The organism is Enterococcus sp. AZ191 (assembly GCF_051713845.1).
Classification (GTDB): Bacteria; Bacillota; Bacilli; order Lactobacillales; family Enterococcaceae; genus Enterococcus_B; species Enterococcus_B durans.
Genome location: NZ_JBIOQS010000001.1, coordinates 685,500 through 706,626 on the forward strand (window position 1 = coordinate 685,500; position 21,127 = coordinate 706,626).

Annotated in this window: 13 protein-coding genes and 1 other annotated feature; of the genes, 10 read left to right on the plus strand and 3 right to left on the minus strand. The window is 38.3% G+C overall.

Going from position 1 to position 21,127, the window contains the following annotated elements; genetic code table 11:
• Positions 1-144 precede the first annotated feature (144 nt).
• Together IGI47_RS03350 and dtd are read left to right on the plus strand one after the other, a co-directional pair.
• Positions 145-2,358 (plus strand): RelA/SpoT family protein, encoded by a 2,214-nt coding sequence (locus IGI47_RS03350; RefSeq protein ID WP_311930241.1) that lies wholly within the window; start codon positions 145-147, stop codon positions 2,356-2,358.
• A gap of 11 nt (positions 2,359-2,369) precedes the next feature.
• Positions 2,370-2,816, plus strand: coding sequence for a D-aminoacyl-tRNA deacylase (gene dtd / locus IGI47_RS03355; RefSeq protein ID WP_438783329.1), 447 nt, complete (start codon positions 2,370-2,372; stop codon positions 2,814-2,816).
• Between the two features lie 420 nt (positions 2,817-3,236).
• On the opposite strand, the gene IGI47_RS03360 is transcribed toward dtd, so the two are convergent.
• Positions 3,237-4,187: an aldo/keto reductase gene (locus IGI47_RS03360; protein WP_438783330.1), complete on the minus strand. Its 951-nt coding sequence runs from the start codon at positions 4,185-4,187 to the stop codon at positions 3,237-3,239.
• A 192-nt stretch (positions 4,188-4,379) separates the two neighbouring features.
• Positions 4,380-4,588, plus strand: a binding site (T-box leader).
• Positions 4,589-4,644: 56 nt separating this feature from the next.
• Here IGI47_RS03360 and hisS point away from each other — a divergent pair.
• The 4 genes from hisS to IGI47_RS03380 all read left to right on the plus strand — a co-directional run bounded on the left by hisS (position 4,645) and on the right by IGI47_RS03380 (position 11,175).
• Complete coding sequence (hisS, locus tag IGI47_RS03365) at positions 4,645-5,937, plus strand: histidine--tRNA ligase (RefSeq protein ID WP_311930244.1); 1,293 nt, start codon at positions 4,645-4,647, stop codon at positions 5,935-5,937.
• 14 nt (positions 5,938-5,951) lie between these two features.
• Positions 5,952-7,718 (plus strand): aspartate--tRNA ligase, encoded by a 1,767-nt coding sequence (gene aspS / locus IGI47_RS03370; protein ID WP_137238940.1) that lies wholly within the window; start codon positions 5,952-5,954, stop codon positions 7,716-7,718.
• A 399-nt stretch (positions 7,719-8,117) separates the two neighbouring features.
• A complete protein-coding gene (locus tag IGI47_RS03375) occupies positions 8,118-8,993 on the plus strand; it encodes a YitT family protein (protein WP_005877306.1) in 876 nt (291 codons plus the stop codon).
• A 247-nt stretch (positions 8,994-9,240) separates the two neighbouring features.
• The gene (locus IGI47_RS03380; RefSeq protein WP_438783331.1) at positions 9,241-11,175 is read left to right on the plus strand and encodes an acyltransferase family protein; all 1,935 of its coding nucleotides are present in this window, start codon (positions 9,241-9,243) and stop codon (positions 11,173-11,175) included.
• A gap of 293 nt (positions 11,176-11,468) precedes the next feature.
• Here the strand turns inward: IGI47_RS03380 and IGI47_RS03385 are convergent, their stop codons facing one another.
• Both IGI47_RS03385 and IGI47_RS03390 read right to left on the minus strand, forming a co-directional pair.
• A complete protein-coding gene (locus IGI47_RS03385) occupies positions 11,469-11,756 on the minus strand; it encodes a GIY-YIG nuclease family protein (RefSeq protein WP_311930247.1) in 288 nt (95 codons plus the stop codon).
• The gene (locus IGI47_RS03390; RefSeq protein ID WP_311930248.1) at positions 11,746-12,480 is read right to left on the minus strand and encodes a tRNA1(Val) (adenine(37)-N6)-methyltransferase; all 735 of its coding nucleotides are present in this window, start codon (positions 12,478-12,480) and stop codon (positions 11,746-11,748) included. The genes IGI47_RS03385 and IGI47_RS03390 overlap by 11 nt, the downstream gene beginning before the upstream one ends.
• Positions 12,481-12,608: 128 nt before the next feature.
• On the opposite strand from IGI47_RS03390, the gene IGI47_RS03395 reads away from it, so the two are divergent.
• The 4 genes from IGI47_RS03395 to IGI47_RS03410 all read left to right on the plus strand — a co-directional run bounded on the left by IGI47_RS03395 (position 12,609) and on the right by IGI47_RS03410 (position 21,119).
• On the plus strand, positions 12,609-13,235 hold the full coding sequence (locus tag IGI47_RS03395) for a lysophospholipid acyltransferase family protein (RefSeq protein WP_438783332.1): 627 nt from the start codon (positions 12,609-12,611) through the stop codon (positions 13,233-13,235).
• A 412-nt stretch (positions 13,236-13,647) separates the two neighbouring features.
• Entirely contained in the window at positions 13,648-14,769 is a 1,122-nt protein-coding gene (locus tag IGI47_RS03400) for an exonuclease SbcCD subunit D (protein WP_311930249.1), read from the plus strand.
• Between the two features lie 6 nt (positions 14,770-14,775).
• Positions 14,776-17,907, plus strand: a complete 3,132-nt coding sequence (locus IGI47_RS03405; protein WP_438783333.1) for an AAA family ATPase — start codon at positions 14,776-14,778, stop codon at positions 17,905-17,907.
• 17 nt (positions 17,908-17,924) lie between these two features.
• Complete coding sequence (locus IGI47_RS03410; protein WP_311930251.1) at positions 17,925-21,119, plus strand: DEAD/DEAH box helicase; 3,195 nt, start codon at positions 17,925-17,927, stop codon at positions 21,117-21,119.
• The last annotated feature ends 8 nt before the right edge of the window (positions 21,120-21,127 follow it).

Consider the following 21,127-nt stretch of genomic DNA (forward strand, 5'->3'; position numbering starts at 1 on the left):
ATAAGATCAGGAAAAATTGAAAATAACCCCAACAATCTGTATAATAAAAGCAATTATTTATTGTAAACAGGCACTATTTTTGTTTGAGAATGAAAGAAACAGTCCATAAGAACTGTTTTATAACCTTTGAAAGGGGGATTTCCTATGCCAAAAGAAGAAATTTTAACAGGCCCTGGTGTAATCAAACTGGTTAGTCAGTATATGGGACCCGAACATGTTGCATTTGTCCAAAAAGCATGTGATTATGCTACTGCTGCTCATGATGGACAATTTAGAAAATCTGGAGAGCCTTATATCATCCACCCAATCCAAGTTGCAGGGATCTTAGCCGATTTAAAAATGGACCCCCACACGGTCGCTACTGGTTTCTTACATGACGTGGTAGAGGATACAGAGGTTACACTAGATGATTTGAAAGAGGAATTTGGCCCAGACGTTGCGATGCTTGTTGATGGCGTAACGAAGCTAGGTAAGATCAAATACAAGTCACATGAAGAACAATTAGCAGAAAACCACCGCAAGATGCTGTTAGCTATGGCACAAGATCTACGTGTAATTATGGTGAAATTAGCCGATCGACTACATAATATGCGTACGTTGAAACATCTTCGGGAAGACAAGCAACGACGTATTGCTCAGGAAACGTTGGAAATCTATGCACCATTAGCTCATCGTTTAGGGATCAGTCGTATCAAATGGGAATTAGAAGATACAGCATTGCGGTATTTGAATCCTAAACAATATTATCGGATCGTGCACTTGATGCAAACAAAGCGTGAAGAACGAGAAAAATATGTGAATGGGACAGTAGAAGACATCCGTTTAGCTACAGAAGAACTAGGAATCTTCGCAGAAATCTATGGGCGACCAAAACACATTTATTCAATCTATCGGAAAATGAAAGATCAAAAGAAACAATTCAATGAAATCTATGACCTATTAGCTATTCGTGTTATCGTTGATTCAATCAAGGATTGTTATGCTGTTTTAGGGGCGATCCACACAAAATGGAAACCAATGCCTGGCCGCTTCAAAGACTACATTGCGATGCCTAAAGCCAATATGTATCAGTCATTGCATACGACTGTTATTGGACCAGCAGGAAATCCGGTGGAAATCCAAATTCGTACCCAAGAAATGCATGAAATCGCAGAATTCGGGGTAGCTGCTCACTGGGCATACAAAGAAGGAAAGAATGAAAAAGTAGAGCCAGACGGCATGACAAAACAATTAAGCTGGTTCCATGAAATCATTGAACTTCAAGATGAAAGCTATGATGCCTCTGAGTTTATGGAAGGCGTTAAAGGAGATATCTTCAGTGATAAAGTATACGTATTTACTCCTAAGGGGGATGTAACAGAACTTCCTAAGGGATCAGGTCCGTTAGACTTTGCGTATAGTATCCATACGGATGTTGGGAATAAAACGACAGGTGCCAAAATCAATGGAAAAATGGTGCAATTGGATTACAAGCTCAAAAATGGAGATATTATAGAGATTTTGACCTCGCCTAATTCATTTGGACCAAGTCGAGATTGGTTGAAACTAGTTGCTACGAGTAAAGCTAGAAATAAAATCAAGCGTTTCTTCAAAGGGCAAGACCGAGAAGAAAATATTACTAAAGGTCATGAAGCAGTAATAAAATGTATCGCTGATTTGGGCTTCACCCCTAAAGAGATCTTGTCTAAAGCTAAATTGCAAGATACGCTGGAACGTTTGAATTATCAAACGGAAGACGATATGTATGCAGCTATTGGATATGGTGAAGTTAGTCCGTTGACTATGGCGAATCGCTTGACAGAAAAAGAACGAAAAGAACAAAAAATAGAACAACAAAAACAAGAAGCAGAAGAAATCATGAACCAGCCGAAAAAAGAGCCGGAAAAAATGAAAGTTCGTCATGAGGGTGGCGTGGTCATCCAAGGTGTCGAGAATCTGCTGATACGTATCAGTCGTTGCTGTAATCCAATTCCTGGTGATGATATCGTTGGGTATATCACAAAAGGTAGAGGGATTTCTATTCATCGAAGAGATTGTCCAAATGTCCAAGCAGATAAGCCAAATGTAGCGGAACGCTTGATTGAAGTGGAATGGGAAGATACTTCAAATACTAAAAAAGAATATGATGCGGATCTGGAAATCTATGGCTATAATCGTTCAGGTATGTTAAATGATGTCTTGCAGACAGTGAACACCATGACTAAAAATTTGAATAGCGTAGAAGCTAGAACAAATAAAGATAAGATGGCGACCATTCATTTAACTGTAGGCATCCAAAATCTTTCCCACTTGAAGAGTATTGTGGATAAAATCAAAGCCGTGCCAGATGTCTACAGCGTACGTCGAACAAATGGCTAGGAGGTACAAGTATGAAAGCAGTGATCCAACGTGCAAGTAAAGCTTCTGTTTCCATTGAGCAACAGGAAGTTGGTGAAATCGAACGTGGATTAGTCGTTTTATTAGGTGTCCATGAGGGAGATACGCAAGCGGATGTTGACTATTTAGTAAAAAAAGTTGCACAACTGCGTATCTTTGAAGATGAACAAGGAAAAATGAATCGAAGTATCGAAGATATTCAAGGAGAGCTACTGAGTATCTCACAATTTACGCTCTTTGCAGATACGAAGAAGGGAAACCGTCCAAGTTTTATTGCAGCAGCACGACCAGAAACGGCAATTCCTCTCTACGAAGCGTTCAATGAAGGAATCAAGCAAAGAGGCATTCCTGTAGCAACAGGAAAATTTGGCGCAGATATGGCTGTTTCACTGGTGAATGACGGACCAGTGACGATCATTATTGATTCGCAAAACAAATAGTGCAGAAGAGAGAGTGGAACAAAAGTAAGAAACATTTTTGTCTCATGCTTTAAAAACGAATAAACGGTGGAGCAGAAGCAACTCCTTCTTATTTAAGAAGGAGTTAAATACTTCTGTCCCAACCTCTTCTATATTCGATAAGTCGGTAAACTTGAAAAATCAGTCAGTGATTTTCAAGAGTATCGACTTGTTTTTTTACATCGATCAGGGCAGCTTATCTTTGTCACTTTGCTTTTTTAATACTAGAACTAGAGTAGAACTTGGAGGAAATCACGGAATACTTCTGAGCCAATCGTTTCTGCAGACATTGTTAAAAAACAATAAAAACAGCCGAATAGCTACTTTAGCGAGATAAATAGAGAAGGTTCCATTTATTCTTAACTAGCAACTATCAGCTGTTTTTTAGTGGATTAGGTTTGATTATTTAAACTGTTGAAATAGCTGGTCGATTGTTTGATAATCTTCATTCGATAAATGGAGATCCAACGCTCGAGCATTATCCGCAACTTGTTCCGGTCTTTTTGCGCCTGGTATGACAACAGAGATCCGTGGATTCTTCATATACCAAGCTAACACAAGTTGTGCGATTGTTGCTTGATGATTTTCAGCCAACGGATGAAGTTGATCCACAGCTTGAATGATCTTTTCAAAACGTTTTCCCTGAAAATCAGGTCTATTTTTTCTTGGGTCATGAGCACCAAATTCTTGGGGACTATTTAGATGATACTTGCCAGTCAACAATCCAGAAGCAAGTGGGAAGTAAGGTACGAAGCTGATGTTGTTTTCTTTAAGATAAGGAAACAATTCTTTTTCTGCTTCTCGATAGATCAAACTGAATTTATCTTCCACAACATCTACATAGCCATCTAAATTGGCTTCTTTCAACTGTTCTAGTGAGAAGTTAGAAACACCTATTGCGCGAATCTTACCAGCTTCTTTTAGTTGGTGTAATGCTGCAATTGCTTCATTTTTAGGTGTGTGCTCATCTGGAAAATGGATATAGAAAATATCGATGTAATCTGTTTGCAAACGGCGTAGCGCATCTTCGACCGACTGCGTCAAAAATTCTGGGGAGTTATCAAAAACACCTTTCTTATTTGGTACATGTGCTGTTTTTGTTGCAATCACAATACGCGAGCGATCATATTCTTCTTCTCGTAAGACTTCACCAATCAACTCTTCTGAACGGCCATTACCATAGGCAAATGCTGTATCGATCAAGTTGATCCCATTATTTAAAGCAGTGCGAACAACTTGTTTTCCAGTTTCATCTTCTAAGCCAGTAAAGAGATTGTGACCACCTACAGCGTTTGCCCCTAATCCAAGTTGTTCTGCGTAAACTTGTGAGTGTCCGATTCTTATTTCTGCCATTGTACAGGCCTCCTTTTCGTCTAGTCTAAAACAAAATTGGAAAAAGCTGAACTAAAAGGTCTTTCTGAAAGGAAAATGAAAAAGTGTCATGGAATATAGTTGTTTGGCATAAATTTCTTTGGTGTTTCTGGCCTATTCTTCTGATTTTACTTGACTTTAAAACTTGTTTTTAGTAGGTTATAGTTAATATTGAAAATATCTATGAAAGAGCGAGTAGGTTTCTGAGACTTTACAAGAGAGGATCATCTAGGCTGAGAATGATCTAAAGGGGCGATTCTGAAAGACACTCTGGAGATGAATGTGTGAAAAGCCGTTCCGTGTACGAGCGTTAATCGTAAGAGGAAAGAGCAATCTTTCAAAATTAGGTGGTACCGTGTATGAATTAGTCATTCGCCCTTGTTCAAGATGAACGAGGGCGGATTTTTTTTTTACATAGAAAATAAAAGGAGAGAAAAAAATGAGTTTCCAAAGACCAAAAGGAACAAATGATATTTTACCTGGTGAGTCAGAAAAATGGCAATTTGTAGAAGAAACTGCCCGCATGTTATTTAGAGATTATCAATATAATGAAATCCGCACGCCTATCTTTGAACATTATGAAGTGATTTCTCGAAGTGTCGGTGATACGACGGATATTGTGTCAAAAGAAATGTATGATTTCTATGATAAGGGTGAAAGACATGTGACCCTTCGACCAGAAGGAACAGCTCCAATCGTGCGGTCTTTTGTTGAACACAAGTTATTTGGACCAGAGTACGCAAAACCATATAAAACTTTTTACATGGGACCAATGTTTCGTTATGAACGTCCGCAAAAAGGGAGACTGCGTCAATTCCATCAAATTGGCGTAGAAGCGTTTGGTTCTGAAAACCCAGCGACTGATGTTGAAAGCATGGTGATGGCACTTGATTTCTTTAAACAATTAGGAATCAATCAAATCCGTTTAGTCATTAATTCTTTAGGAGACAAAGAAACACGTCAAGCATATCGTCAAGCCTTGATCGACTATCTTGTTCCCTTTGAAGAGCAATTAAGTGAAGATTCAAAACGAAGACTACACGAAAATCCTTTGCGTGTACTAGATAGCAAGGACAAACGCGATCAACGATTTGTAGCAGAAGCACCTTCTATTTTGGACTTTCTAAGCGAGTCAGCCCAAAAACACTTCGATACAGTGGTGACAATGCTAGACGCATTGGATATTCCTTATGAAATCGATCATAATATGGTACGTGGCTTAGATTATTACACGCATACGATTTTTGAAATCATGAGTGATGCACCAAAAATGGGCGCTCAAGCAACGATTTGCGCAGGAGGTCGTTATGACAATCTTGTCGAAGAGTTAGGTGGTCCAGAAACACCTGGATTTGGGTTTGCGATGGGTATCGAACGCTTGCTGTTGACAATGGAAGCAGAAGAAGTAGTGATACCTGCATTTAATGAATTAGATGCCTATGTTGTAGCGTTAGGTGAGGAAACAAACATCGAAGCATTGAAGCTCGTACAAGTAATTCGGAATTTTGGCTTTTCTGCGGATCGTGACTTCATGAATCGTAAAGCAAAAGCCCAATTCAAAACGGCAGATAAAGCAAATGCAAAATTGGTTTTAGTCATTGGAGCAGATGAATTGGAAAATCAGACAGTGACTGTCAAAGCCATGGCAAATAGAAAAGAAAAAAGCTTCCCATTAACAGAAGTTTATGAACATTTTGATGAAGTCTATGATGAAATGACTTTATTCGAGTAGGAGGAAATGAAAAAATGACACAAAGAACAACATATTGTGGTTTGGTATCTGAAAAAGAATTAGATCAAACTGTCACATTAAAAGGATGGGTCCAAAAACGCCGGGATCTTGGAGGCGTGATTTTTATTGATCTACGTGACCGTGAAGGAATCGTCCAAATCGTCTTTAACCCGGAAGTAAACAAAGAAGCATGGAAAATCGCTGACAAATGTCGTAGTGAATATGTCATTGAGATCACTGGTGTTGTGAAAAAACGTGAAGAACTAGCAATCAATCCAAAAATGGTAACAGGTGAATTTGAAGTATTTGCTAGCGAGATCGTTATTTTGAATAAAGCAAAAACACCACCATTTTTAATCGAAGATGATCAAACAGTCGGTGACGAAATCCGTATGAAATACCGTTATTTGGATTTGCGTCGTCCAAAAATGACAAAAAATATCAAGATGCGCAATGAAACAACGAAAGCAATCCGTCACTATTTAGATGATAACGACTTCTTAGATATCGAAACACCATATCTAGGTAAATCAACACCAGAAGGAGCGCGTGACTATCTAGTTCCTTCTCGTGTCCATGCAGGTCATTTCTATGCGCTGCCACAATCTCCACAATTATTTAAACAATTACTGATGAATGCTGGTTTTGACCGGTATTACCAAATTGTTCGTTGTTTCCGTGATGAAGACTTACGTGGTGATCGCCAACCTGAGTTTACCCAAGTCGATATCGAAACAACTTTCTTAACAACTGAAGAAATCCAAACGTATACGGAAGGATTGATTGCCAAAGTAATGAAAGATGTTCGGGGCATTGATGTTACTTTACCATTTCCTCGTATGACGTATGATGAAGCAATGGACCGTTATGGGAGTGATAAACCAGATACGCGTTTTGACATGGAATTGATCGATTTGAGCAATATCGTGAAAGATGTTGATTTTAAAGTATTCCAAATGGCACTTGAAAAAGGTGGTGTGGTGAAAGTTCTGAATGCGAAGAATGCTGCAAGTAAGTATTCCCGTAAAGATTTAGATAATCTTGGTCAGTATGCTAGTCAATTCGGTGCAAAAGGCTTGGCATGGCTAAAAGTGGAAGAAGATGGATTGAAAGGACCAATTGCTAAATTCATGGGGGATGCAACGGAAGCAATCGTTGCAGCAACAAACGCTGAAGTCGGCGATATCCTCTTGTTTGGTGCGGATAAGAAAGAGATCGTTGCAGCAACTCTAGGTGCGATCCGTTCTCGTTTAGGGAAAGAATTAGGCTTGATTGATGAATCAAAATTCAATTTCTTATGGATCACAGAATGGCCTCAATTTGAATATTCAGAAGAAGAAGGACGGTATGTCTCTGCGCACCATCCATTTACAATGCCTAAAGCAGAAGACGTAGAATTATTAAGTACTGATCCAGGAAAAGTATATGCAGAAGCGTATGATATCGTTTTGAATGGCTACGAATTAGGCGGTGGTTCTATCCGTATCCACACACGAGAACTACAAGAAAAAGTATTAAAAACATTAGGATTTTCTCAAGAACAAATGGAAGAACAGTTTGGCTTCCTATTGACAGCTTTAGATTACGGATTCCCTCCACATGGCGGTATCGCTCTAGGACTAGATCGTTTCGTCATGCTACTTGCTGGTGAAGAAAATATCCGTGAAGTAATCGCATTCCCTAAAAACGGAAAAGCTGCAGATGTAATGAGTGACGCACCAAGCACCGTTTCCGATGCACAATTGTTCGATTTGAATATTGACGTAACAAGTGTAGAATAAATGTAATTAAAACGAGAAGCATGTGTGTCGCGGGAGAGAAAACTCTTAGAAACAAGCTAGAAGTTTTTCAACAATGAAAAGTCGTTGAACAAAATTCTTTCTTGCTTATTATTGGAGCTGAGTTGTTTTTTCATAACTTCTTTTAGAGGGTGAGACAAGATTGTTTGTCCACTCTCTTTTTTGAGTAAACGATATGGAGAAACATAAGCGATAAGAAGAAATTTACTTGAGAGAAGTCGAGACTTTCAAAGATTTGAACCGTGATTTTCGTTAATTCTTGCTTATTTTTTTCGGGAGTATATTCCTTTGGTCCTAGCCACTTTTTTGTGTCGATGTTTCCTTGATTTAATTCTAAAACCCTTTATAATTAAGCCATAACATATAAAGTGAGGCTTTTTCATGAAAAAAACTTTCGAAAATTGGACGTACCATGATTATACGACCAAACTTTCGGCATCTATCGTGTATGCATTGATTGCATCTGTAGCACTAAACTTCTTTTATCAACCTGGGCATATCTATTCAAGTGGTATTACGGGATTAGCTCAAATACTGACGACTTTATCGAAATCATTGATTGGTTTTGAAGTACCAGTATCAACAACTCTTTATCTCTTGAATGTTCCATTATTCATCTTGGCTTGGTTAAAAATCGGAAAGAAGTTTACTATTTTTACCTTTATCACTGTAACTTTGACTTCGCTTTTTATTCATATTTTACCGCAAACAGTTCTTTCAACTGATCCAATCATTTGTGCATTATTTGGTGGAGCTGTTATGGGATTGGGTATCGGCCTAGTTTTAAGGAATGGGATATCTTCTGGCGGATTGGATATCGTAAGTATCACAATTCGTAAGAAAACTGGTAAATCTATTGGCTCCATTTCGATTTATTTCAATGCGATGATCGTGTTTGTGGCAGGACTTCTTTTTGGATGGCAGTACATGTTCTATAGTACGCTTTCTATTTTTGTCAGTGGAAAAGTCACGGATGTTGTCTACACGAAACAAAAGAAAATGCAAGTGATGATCGTAACAAAACATCCAGAAAAAGTGGTCAATGAAATCCAAAAATGCATGCGTCGCGGAATCACGATCATCAATGAAGCAGAAGGTGCATATAAACATGACAAACAAACTGTATTGATGACTATTGTGACACGATATGAATTACCACTATTGAGAGAAGCAATGAAAGCCTCTGATCCGCATGCGTTCGTTAGTATCGCGGAAAACGTCCAGATCCTTGGGCGATTTTATGAAGATGGTATTTAGAGTGAACAACGAATAAAACGCTGTAGACAGTCGTAAGGCTGTTTACGGCATTTTCTATGAAAGAAGTTCTTCTTGATTGCTATCGTTATTTTTGAAATTTTGTTAAAATTATTAAAAATATGTTCTTTTTTTTTAAGTTTATGGGATGATAGGAAAAATAGTAAAATGGCTGGAATTTATTTTGCTATTTTCACTTAATACACGTATATTATGAATGAAAAAAGTTTATGAAAAGTTGGAATATTGAATGGAAAAAAAGAAAAGGTTAAAAAAAAGTCGCTATATTACTGGCTTTGATGGTATTCGCTCTTTAGCCGTTGTAGGGGTCATTTTATACCATTTATTACCAACCAGTATGAAAGGCGGCTACTTGGGTGTTCCAATATTTTTTGTTGTCTCAGGTTACCTGATTACTGATTTGTTGCGACAAGAATGGGAACAAAATGGAAAAATCAACATTTGGCAATTTTATGTCCGGCGAATGAAACGGCTCTACCCCGGCTTAGCATTTCTATTGATTACTGCATCCGCGTACATCACCTTATTTCAACGAGGGTTATTGAACAATCTGCGAGGGGTCGTTGTAAGTAGTTTGCTTTATGTCAATAACTGGTGGCAAATCAACAATGGACTATCTTATTTTGATCGATTCGCCAATGAATCCCCGTTTACACACATTTGGTCGTTGGCAGTAGAAGCACAGAACTATCTGATCTGGCCGGTAATTTTTGTTCTATTGATGGTTTTTGTTCGTAAAAGAAAATGGATTTTCTATACGGTTTTAGGGACATCTGTTTTATCAGCGATCTTGATGATGATCTTGTACACTCCAGGTGGTGATCCTACACGTGTGTATTATGGGACCGATACACGTCTATTCTCTATTTGGATGGGAAGCGCTCTGGCGTTTGTCTGGCCAAGTACGCGCTTAAAGAAAAATATTCCAAAGCAAGCAAAACATATTTTGAATCTAGCGGGATTGATTTCGTTACTTGCATTGATCCTTTTCTTTTTCTTCTTAGATGATCATTATAGTTTCGTCTATTATGGTGGGATGTTCTTAGTAAGCATCTTTTGTGTCATCTTAGTTGCTGTAACGGCTCATCCCGGTGCAAGCTTAGATCGTTGGCTGACAAATCCAGTATTTACATGGATCGGAAAAAGAAGCTACGGAATCTATTTATATCAATTTCCAGTGATGATTTTTTATGAAGCAAAAGTGTCAGATATTGCTGATCATGTCTTGGTCCACACGGTAATCGAAATCTCCTTGATTTTGATCATCAGTGAATTGTCATATCGCTATATTGAACGACCATTAGCTCGATTTGATTACAGTAGAACACTTCAAGTAGTCAAAGGTTGGTTCAAAACACCGATCATCAGCAAACAAAAACCATGGCTTATCCCTGCAACTTTGGTAGTTATCGTTGCCTTAGTTGGTTTTGTGACTGCGCCAAAAGACTCAGTGACAGCAGACCAGAAACAGTTACAAGCAAAAATTGCTGAGAGTAAAAAATTGGCAGAAGAAAGTCAAAAAGATTCTGAAAAGAATGACGGGACAGTGGATCAAGCAATTCTTGATAAGTACGAGCTAACTGTAGAGCAAGGGAAGAAAGCACAAAAATTGCAACTGACTGCTTTCGGAGACTCTGTTATGCTAGATGCAGCAACAGATTTGAAAGAGGTATATCCACATGTCGTTGTGGATGGAGATGTTGGTCGCCAACTCTATACGAGTGAACCATACATTGAAGAACTTAAAAAACAAAATCTGTTAAAAGATACTGTATTGATCGGACTTGGTACAAATGGAGCATTTACGGAAGCTCAATTCGATACCATCATGAGCGCTCTAGGTGACCGCAAAGTTTACTGGGTAAACGTTCGCGTACCTACGAAACGTTGGCAAAATGATGTGAATGCGATGCTAGCGGATATGGCGAAGAAGTATGACAACCTCACTTTGATTGATTGGTATGACTATAGTAATGGCCATAGTGACTGGTTCTACGATGATCAGGTCCACCCAAACCCAGAAGGAATGAAACACTATATCCATCTAGTCAGTGAGGCGTTGCTAGGCAAAAGCAAAACAGACACGAAAACAACGAAAGATACAACGGACGGAAAGAGTGATACAGATGTTTCTACCAGTGGAAACAATATAAATGAACAATAGTAAGAAGAAAATGGAATAAGAAGAATTTCACTCCGAGAATTAAGAAGGTATTCACGAAAATTGCTTTTCAGATTTTTGTGGATGCCCACTTAATATTCGAAGGAGTGGCTTCTGATTCCACCGTTCGTTTTTAGAGTATAGACAAAAGTAGGGAATGCTTTTGTCTATACTCTTTTTTTATTTGAATACGAGCTTAAATCACCTGATTAGATACATTGAATTGGCGTATCGAAAAAATTATCTTGAGATCAATAGGGTCAGGATTCTCACAAAGTCAGAAAAGAGCATCTGATTTACTTGCTTTCTTCTGGTAGGGGACAAGAAGAGTGAGAAGTTAAGTAGCGCTCTTTTTGTAGTCGAGTTAATTTTTTGAAAGCTGCCTCAGCTTTTGTTGCTTCACTGCGAGAAGCGAATACTTCGGCATGGATCATTTTGACAGGACGACGTTTTTGCAATCGTGTGTATTTCGCTCCAACACCACGATTGTGTTCTCCTAGTCTTCTAGTCAAATCAGTCGTGTAGCCCCCGTAAAGTGTGTGATCCTTGCAATACAAAACATAAAAATAGTGTTCATTGGCCATAAAGCATCGCACGTATTTCAGCAGTGTATTCACCACTTGAATCATAGGTAGTCAAAGGGGGAGCTACTTTGAATCCATCTAATTTTCCTTCTTTGATTCCTTCAACTAATAAAATATTTGCTTCTTTCCCAGCTTTAGGATAGACGAACTGGATTTTTTTTGGGGCGATTCGCTGTTTCTCCATTACTTTTAGGATTTCCAAAAAGCGATCTGGTCGATGGACCATCGCAAATCTGCCATTTGTTTTTAAAAGCTTACTAGAGATCGAAATGACTTCTTCCAAGGTGGTATAGATTTCATGACGTGCTATTGCCAGATGTTCATTAGGATTTTTTTTATTCGTGGGTAATCCCTTGAAATAAGGTGGATTGCAGACAACCAGATCACATGAATTGTGACGTACAACAGAAAGGCTGTCTTTTAAATCAATTGTATGGATAGTCATTTGCTTTTCGAGTTGATTTAAAGCGATACTTCGCCTTGCCATATCTGCCAGTCGTGGTTGGAGTTCGATTGCATCGATGTGGGCGTTAGTCCGCTTACTTAAAAACAGCCCCACAGCTCCATTTCCAGCGCAGAGGTCAACGATTTGGCCTTTTTTTGGTACCCGTGCAAAATTAGCGAGTAAAACGGCATCTAAAGAAAAAGAGAAAACTTCTGAGCTTTGGATGATTTTGATATCCTCTGCATATAATTGGTCGATTCGTTCGTATTCGTGAAGCATAGATTCCCTCCAAAATGAAAAAACTAATTGTTTGTATTATACTATTTTTATAAAAAAGAACAAAGGTAGCTTGTAAAGTCAAATGAATTTAGGCATACTATGACCATAAGCACAGAAAGGAAGAGGCTATGTTTTATCGATTTATGAGAGGGATTGTCCGTGTGATTTTAGCTTTGGTCAACGGAAATGCTCGATATGAAAATAAAGAAGTATTGCCACAAGATGAGAATTACATACTAGTTGCTCCGCACCGTACGTGGTGGGATCCCTTGTATCTTGCTGTGGCGGCCGCGCCAAAAGAGTTTAGCTTTATGGCAAAAGAAGAGCTATTCAAAAATCCAGTATTACGTTTTATTTTGACCCATTCCAACGCATTTCCAGTAAAAAGAGATAACCCAGGTCCAAGTGTAATCAAAACACCAGTCAAGATTCTGAAATCAACGAATCTAGGGTTGATCATGTTTCCGAGTGGAACAAGGCATGCAACGGAGCTTAAAGGCGGTATGGCGTTGATCTCTAGAATGTCAAAAGCAAAAATCGTTCCAGCGGTCTATCAAGGTCCGCTTACTTTAGGAGATTTATTCAAACGAAAACGTGTGACCGTCCGCTTTGGCGAACCGATCGATTTATCAGATATCAAAAAAATAGATAAAGAAGGAATGGCGGAAATCGAACGTCGAACACAAGCTGCATTTGATCGTTTAGATAAAGAAGTCAATCCTGATTTCAAGTATGAGATCCAAAAGAAAGATTGATTTAACAAGTGTAGAAATGATTCATCCAAAAAGGTCGAGGCAAAAGTCGTTTAGGTTGGAGAAATTGGAAAGAAAAACGAGCGATACGTTTTTTGTATTGCTTGTTTTTTTTTGAAATTTTCGAAAAACCTGACTTTTGGATGCCGTTTATTTGAGAGAGGCTGGGACAGAAGTGTTTAACTCCGAGAAATAAGAAGAAATGAACGAAAATTGCTTTTCAAATTTTTGTGAATTTCGGCTTATTTAAGAAGGAGTTGCTTCTACTCTCACCGTTTATTCGAGAGTCTGTAGCAAAACAGATTTTTTAGATTTGTCCCATATTCTTTTTTACGTCTTTCACAAAATATCACAGGTGTCATGTAGTTAATGGAAGTGTTATAATAGTCAGAAGGACATTTTTTGAGGTGATAGGATGCGTTTTTTACATACAGCCGATTGGCATATAGGGAAAAAATTACAAGGCTATGATTTGATTGAAGATCAAAAATATGTACTGGCACAAATTTTAGAAATTGCAAAAGAAGAAAAAGTGGATGCAATCGTTATTGCAGGTGATTTGTATGATCGAAGCGTGCCTGCTGTTGATGCTATCGAAGTTTTCAATGAGTTGATGGTCGAGTGGAACTTGCACGAAAAATTCCCGATTTTTGCGATCTCAGGAAACCATGATAGTAATATCCGCTTATCTGCGGGAACACCTTGGTTTAGCCACTCCAATTATTTTTTACAAACGCGATTTGAAGAATCATTCCAACCAGTCGAATTTAAAAACAGTCAATTTTTTTTATTACCTTATTTTGAACCGATAGCGGCAAGGATCTATTTTGAAGATGACACGATCAAGACGATTCAACAAGCCATTGAAAAAGTAGTGGACCGAATGCAAGAAGCATTTGATCCGAATAAAAAACATATACTGATTAGTCATTTTTGTGTCATGGGAAGTACAAAATCGGATTCGGAAACAAAGATTGAAGTTGGTGGGCTAGATGCGGTGCCTGGAGAACTACTTGAACCCTTCGATTATGTGGGATTAGGACATTTGCACAATAAGTCAGCGTTGCATCAAAAAAACGCTCGTTATAGCGGTTCTCCGCTAAAATTTTCTCTTTCAGAAATCAATCAGCAAAAGGGCGTATGGATCGTTGATCTGGAGGAAGAATTATCTTTAACTTTTCGTGAGTTGACACCTCTATTTGAAATCGAAGAAATCACTGCAACCTTCAAAGAATTGTTAGATCCAACATTTTATCAGAAAATCAATCGAGAAAATTATGTACAGATTTATTTGGAAGACCGAACGATCATTCCGAATATGATGAACCAACTGCGAAAAATCTATCCGAGGATCCTAGGGGTAGAAAGATCAAATGGTCGCGAAGTTCAAGTAAAGAGAAATTCGAAAAAAGTGGTGACCAAAGATCCGCAAAAATTAGTGCAGGGATTCTTCAAAGAGATGACAAATGAAGAATTGACAGAAAAACAAAACCAGTGGCTGACAGAAACATTACAAGAACTTACGGAAACGGAATGATCAATAATGAAACCTAAAAAATTAACATTAAAAAATTTTGGTCCATTTATTGATGAGACCATTGATTTTTCTAAACTTACGGATGCACCACTTTTCTTGATCACAGGTAAAACAGGTGCAGGAAAGACAACGATTTTTGATGGTATGACCTACGCACTATTTGGCGAAACTTCGGGTAAGATTCGTTCAGCGAAAGAAATGCGTTCCCTTTTTGCAACACCGGAAGAGGAAACGAGTGTCATATTTTCTTTTGAACATCAGCAGATGAGTTACGAAATAGAACGAAAACCAGAACAGGTGCTTGCGAAACGTAAAGGCAATGGCAATCGGAAGCAAGCTGCTAAAGTGTCATTAACGATTTTTGATGAGAAAGGCAAAGAAGTCAAACAGTACACGAAGCGCAGCGAAGCCGATCAATTGATCAAAGAATTGTTGAATCTGGATGCGAAGCAGTTCTCGCAAATCGTGTTATTACCGCAAGGCGAATTTCGTAATTTTTTGATTTCTTCAAGTAGTGAAAAAGAAGGGATTCTCCGTAATTTATTTGGTTCACAATTCTTTCAGCAATTTAATGAACAATTGAAAGAAAAGGCAAAGTTACAACAGCAAAAGTTGGATCATCTGGAACAAGAACTAACGTTGCTTCGAAAACGTTTTGTGAGGATGAATGAAGAGCTAACTGAAAACGTGAGTTATGAAGAAACGATTGCTCTTTGGCAGCATGAACAGACAGCACTTGAAGAAATCATCTTGGCTGAAAAAGCCAAACTTTTGAAATTACAAGAGCAACAAAAACAAATAGAAAATGATTATTACAGCTCAGAATCTTTGAATAAAAGCCACAAAGAAAAAACAAGATTGATCCAACGAAAAAAAGAATTAGACGAAAAAGAGACAGTAATCGCTGAAAATAGGCAATGGATCAAACAATATGAATTTGCCCAAAAATTACAGGATACTATAGCAAGAAGTCAGGAATACGTAAGTGATCAGATTGAAATGGCAACAAAAGAAAGAACTTATTTTGAACAACTTACGCATAAAGAACAGCTCTACAAAAAATGGTTAGAACAAGAAGAAAAACGAATGGCTCTCCAAAAAGAAATCGACGGGTTATCTAAAGATTTTCAGGAGAAAAAAATATTATTGCCAATCACTGATCAATGGCAACAAAAGCAAGTGGACCTAAAAGAGTTACAAGAGGAAGAGCAAGCGCTACAAGAAAAAAAGAGGGTCATCAGACAAGAAGAAGCGCAGATCCTATTGGAACAACAAAAAATCCAAGAACAACTGGCAGAACAAGAGGAGCTACAAGAAAATCGACTTCATTATGAAAAACTCCGCCAAGAATATGAAAAACATCAAGAGATGATCGAACAATGGAACGAAAAGAAAGAACAGATTGAAAGTTATCGAGTACAGTTAAATGAGATCAAAAGTCAATTTGAAGCAAACCAAGAGTATCTAAGTCAACAGACAGAACTGTTAGACCGCTTGAAAAGCCAGTGGGCGAGCCAACAAATTGCACGACTACAGCTATTATTACTTCCAGGACAACCTTGTCCAGTATGTGGGGCGACAGAACATCCTAATCAACAGGATCAGCATGAGCAGCCAGAAAAAGAAGAAATCGTGGCACTTGAACAAAAATTAGCGCAAACAGAATCAGCGATCGATCAAATCCATCAAGAAATTGGTCGAAACGAAGCAGATCGAACGAAATTTTCTGAGCAACTAACAAATCTTACTGAATGGTGTTCAGCCAAGAGAGAAGAAATCGCTAAAAACGAAGAAATATTGAAAACGAAAATCAAAAAAATTTTCAGATTTGCGAAGGTGAGCGATCTTGTTATATCCTTAAAGGAAATCAACCGTGATTTAACGGCTCAGATAAGTGTCATTGCACAGGCAAAGAAAGCCCAACAAGAAATACTGGAGAAATTACTAGAAGTCACGGATAGGTTAAAAGAAATCGGACAATACATTGATCAAAATAAAGAAAAAATCCAACAAATACAAGGTGAATCAGCCAGTTTGGCCAAGCAGTTGGAAAAGATCGATACCCATACATTATCGGCGGACGTCAAATACTTAGAAGAACAAATCGCTTCAAAAACGCAGCGGCTATCTAAAGAAATGGAACAAGGTCTTAGTTATTCACAAGAAATCAACTTATTGAAAACACAGCTTGATACGATCCATGAACAGCAGAAAAAAAATGATCAAAAACTTGAAAGCATCACAGAGAAAATTTCAGAGAAAATGAAGGAACAGGACTACTTCAAAGAAACTGAGGAGATTCTTTCTTTTGTGCAACAAGAAGAAGTATACAATGAAGCAGTTCAAGCCACCGATGCCTATGAAGAAGAACGCTTGATTGTAGAGGACCGACTTGCACAACTAGCAACGATTTCTCTGGAAGAAGAGCTTCAGGATTTAAATGATTTGAAGGAACAGTTAGAAAGAATAAAAGAAGAAGTAACGAACCAGCAAGAAAGTTGCTATCGTTGGCAAGAACAAAAGAATCAGAATCAACAGATTATTGAGGAGTTTTCTTCGATTTATCAAACCAGTCAGAAACAGTTAGATGAACTGATCGAACTGCAACAACTTGCACAAACGATCAATGGTGAGAACCCTCGAAAGACTAGCTTAGAGAGATATGTGCTACAAGTCTACTTACAAGAAGTACTTCAAGTGGCCAACTCACAGTTGCAACGTCTAACAAAAAATCGGTATCAATTTGAGTTAGCCGAAGAAGTAGGTAGTTATCGTGGTAAAACGGGTCTTGAAATCAATATTTACGATGATGAAGCGGGAATGTCTCGAGGTGCGCATACTCTCTCAGGTGGGGAAAGTTTTATTGCAGCTCTGTCATTAGCATTAGCGTTAGCCGAAGTGATCCAAGCACAAACAGGTGGAGTAACCATTGAGGCCTTATTTATTGATGAAGGTTTTGGTTCTTTAGATGAAGAAGCACTTGAAATGGCTATCGAGGCATTGGAAACGATTGAAAGTGAAGGACGAATGATTGGTATCATCAGTCATGTAAGGGAATTAAAGGAAAGAGTTGTACAACAAATAAGAATCAGTACAGAAGGTAGTGGCCAAAGTAAGGTACGCTATCATCTTGGATAATAGGGGGATGAACAACGATGAAATGGAGTATACCGGAAAAAGTCATTGCAAGAGGACGTCAGTACCTGCAAGAAGGACGGGTGTTATCGGTAGTCCCTGACCAAGAAGAAAAAGTATGGCATGCAGAAGTTTTAGGTAGCGAACTATACATGGTGGATTTGGATGGCACAGCAAAAGAAGTTGATTTTTGTCAATGTCCTTACTGGGAAGAGCATAAGTATTGTAAGCATACTGTGGCAGTGGAGTTGTACTTGCGATCCAAGAACCTTTCACGAATCATTCAAACAGATCAGGCAATGATCGAACCAGTGAAAAGAAGTAGTGAGGGAGAGATCTTATCAAAAGGATTTTCGCGGCTTAAAATCAAAAATACTGCTCAAAGAATACAACCCTTGATTGTTGAATATCAGGTAGAGGCAATCGAAACAAATCATTATCACCCAGAATTAGCTATCTTAGCGCTCTATTTACGTGTTGGTTATTTAGATAATCCAAAGAAAACATATATCGTCAAAAATATTTTTGATTTTCTTCAATCCTTTACTGAAAATGAGAACTATACCGTTAATAAGCAGTATCAATTTCAGTTAGATCATCGTGCGTTCCAGAGTGAGGATCAGGAGATTTTATCCCAATTAGCAGGCTGTGCGCAAACGCAACTTCTTTTAGGCTCAAGTGGGATGCAAGTGAAAGGCAAACTTGATAAACGTTTTCTACTATTGCCGATTGAACAAGCAAAATCGTTGCTGTCACAGATGAATCAAACGACACGCTTGCAAGTGCAAATCAATGAGTTGAAGTTTCAAGGCATCCAATTTTCTGAGAATGAGAAACCATTGGTATTCACAGTAACAAAGCAAAATGAGTCTTATCGATTAGTTGCACAAAATGATTTTGATTTATTTTTGACACATTACCAGTGGGGAATGATCCAAGGAACTTTTTATTCATTAAATAAGCAGCAGCAAGCTATCTATTTAACTTGGAAACAACTTATGCGAAGATTTACAGAACCAGAAGTATTATTTGAGAAAAAAGAGCTTTCTTCTTTGTTTAAAGAGATCATTCCGTTACTTTCCGAGGTTGGTGAGGTAGAGGTAGCTGATGAAGTGAAAGCAGAAGTGACGGATATTCCTGTTGAATTTGTTTTTTACTTCCGTAAATCAAAAGGAAAGATACAAACACGTGTTGATTTCGTTTATGATAAAGTGATTTTTTCATCCGATGCAAAACATGAAGTGAGTGCTGGGGATTCTTCAGAAGTATTGAGGGATAAAGCACAAGAACAACGAGTTCTGGATTTATTCAAAATGTATCGTTACCGAAAAAATGAAACTGGTTATGAGCGTGCTTTGCCATCAGGCGAAGAATTGTATGCTTTTTTCCGTACAGAATTGGCAGTTTTCCGTCAATTTGGTGAAGTCCGGCTTGGTAAAAAGCTTCGTGAATTGTACTTAGATGCGCAGCGACATCAACCGAAAGTAGAGGTAGAAGAAACAAGCTCGTGGTTAGATATACGATTTGACGTGACGGGGATCAATGAACATGAGATTGACCAAGTTTTACAAAGTTTATTACGTAATGATGCTTTTTATACCCTCGAAAATGGTCAAGTATTATCATTCGATTCAGAAGAATTTCAACAAACCAGTCAAGTATTACAACAATTTAGAGAGTCGATCCGCTCAGATTCAGGGACGATACATCTACCGAAAAATCAAGGATTGATCATCCAAGATAAATTGTCAGGTAGTAATGCAACCTTTAGTGATTCATTCCAAAAAATGATCCAGGATCTGATCCAACCGGAACAATACCAGGTAGAATTACCTGAAACATTGCATGCTGAGCTCAGAGATTACCAAAAACAAGGGTTTAAATGGTTAAAGATGTTAGGAAACTATCAATTTGGCGGAATATTAGCAGATGAAATGGGACTTGGGAAAACGTTGCAGACGATTGCGTACTTACTTTCTGAAAAAGAAGAAAAAGGAAATCTATCCGCCTTGATCGTTGCACCAGCAAGTTTGATCTACAACTGGCAAGCAGAAGTGAAAAAATTTGCGCCTTCTTTAAGTATCCAAGTGATCAACGGCAACAAAAAAGAACGTGAAGAGCTATTATCACTTGAAGCAGATATAAGAGTGACATCCTATGCAAGTTTGAGGCAAGATCTAGCAGATTATCAAGAAAAAACAATCAACTATCTGATATTAGATGAAGCACAAATGGTTAAAAATAGTAGTACAAAGACCGCTCAAGCTCTACGAGAACTAAGTATTCCACAACGATTTGCGTTGAGTGGGACACCAATCGAAAATAACCTAGAAGAATTATGGTCACTTTTTGCGACAATCATGCCAGGATTTTTCCCGAACAAAACACGATTTAGGGAATTGACTCCGGAAGAAATTGCGAAGATGATCCGGCCATTTGTATTGCGCCGCGATAAACAAACGGTACTCAAAGACTTACCTGAAAAAACGGAGATGAACCTTTACTCAGCATTGACTGAAGAACAAAAAACGGTATATCTAGCCTATCTGCGTCAAATGAGAGAAGAAATCACCTCAATGGATTCTGAAACATTCAAAAAGAATCGAATCGGTATTTTAGCAGGACTGACTCGATTACGACAGATATGCTGTGATCCGCGTTTATTCATTGATGATTATCAAGGTGGTTCTGGCAAATTAGAGCAAGTAAAAGATTTACTTGTAGCAGCAAAAGAAAATAATCGTCGTGTCCTATTGTTTTCACAATTCACAGGAATGTTGACAATTTTGCAAGAGGAATTAGCTGAATTGGGTCTTTCCACATTCTATTTGAGAGGAAGTACTAAGCCACAAGATCGTTTAACGATGGTTGATGCGTTTAATGAAGGAGAAAGAGATGTTTTCTTGATTTCGTTAAAAGCAGGAGGGACTGGATTGAACCTGACTGGCGCAGATACCGTGATTCTTTACGATTTATGGTGGAATCCAGCAATTGAGGAACAAGCAGCTGGTAGAGCCCATCGGATCGGCCAAAAGAATGTCGTTGAAGTGTGGCGAATGATCGCAGAAGGAACGATCGAGGAACGAATGGATTCTCTGCAACAAGAGAAACGAGAATTATTCCAAAAAGTCATCCAAGGGAATGAGGAACAACTGACTAAATTAACAGAAGAAGATATTCGTATGATCCTCAGTGTTGGAGTATTGGAAGAATAGGAAGTATC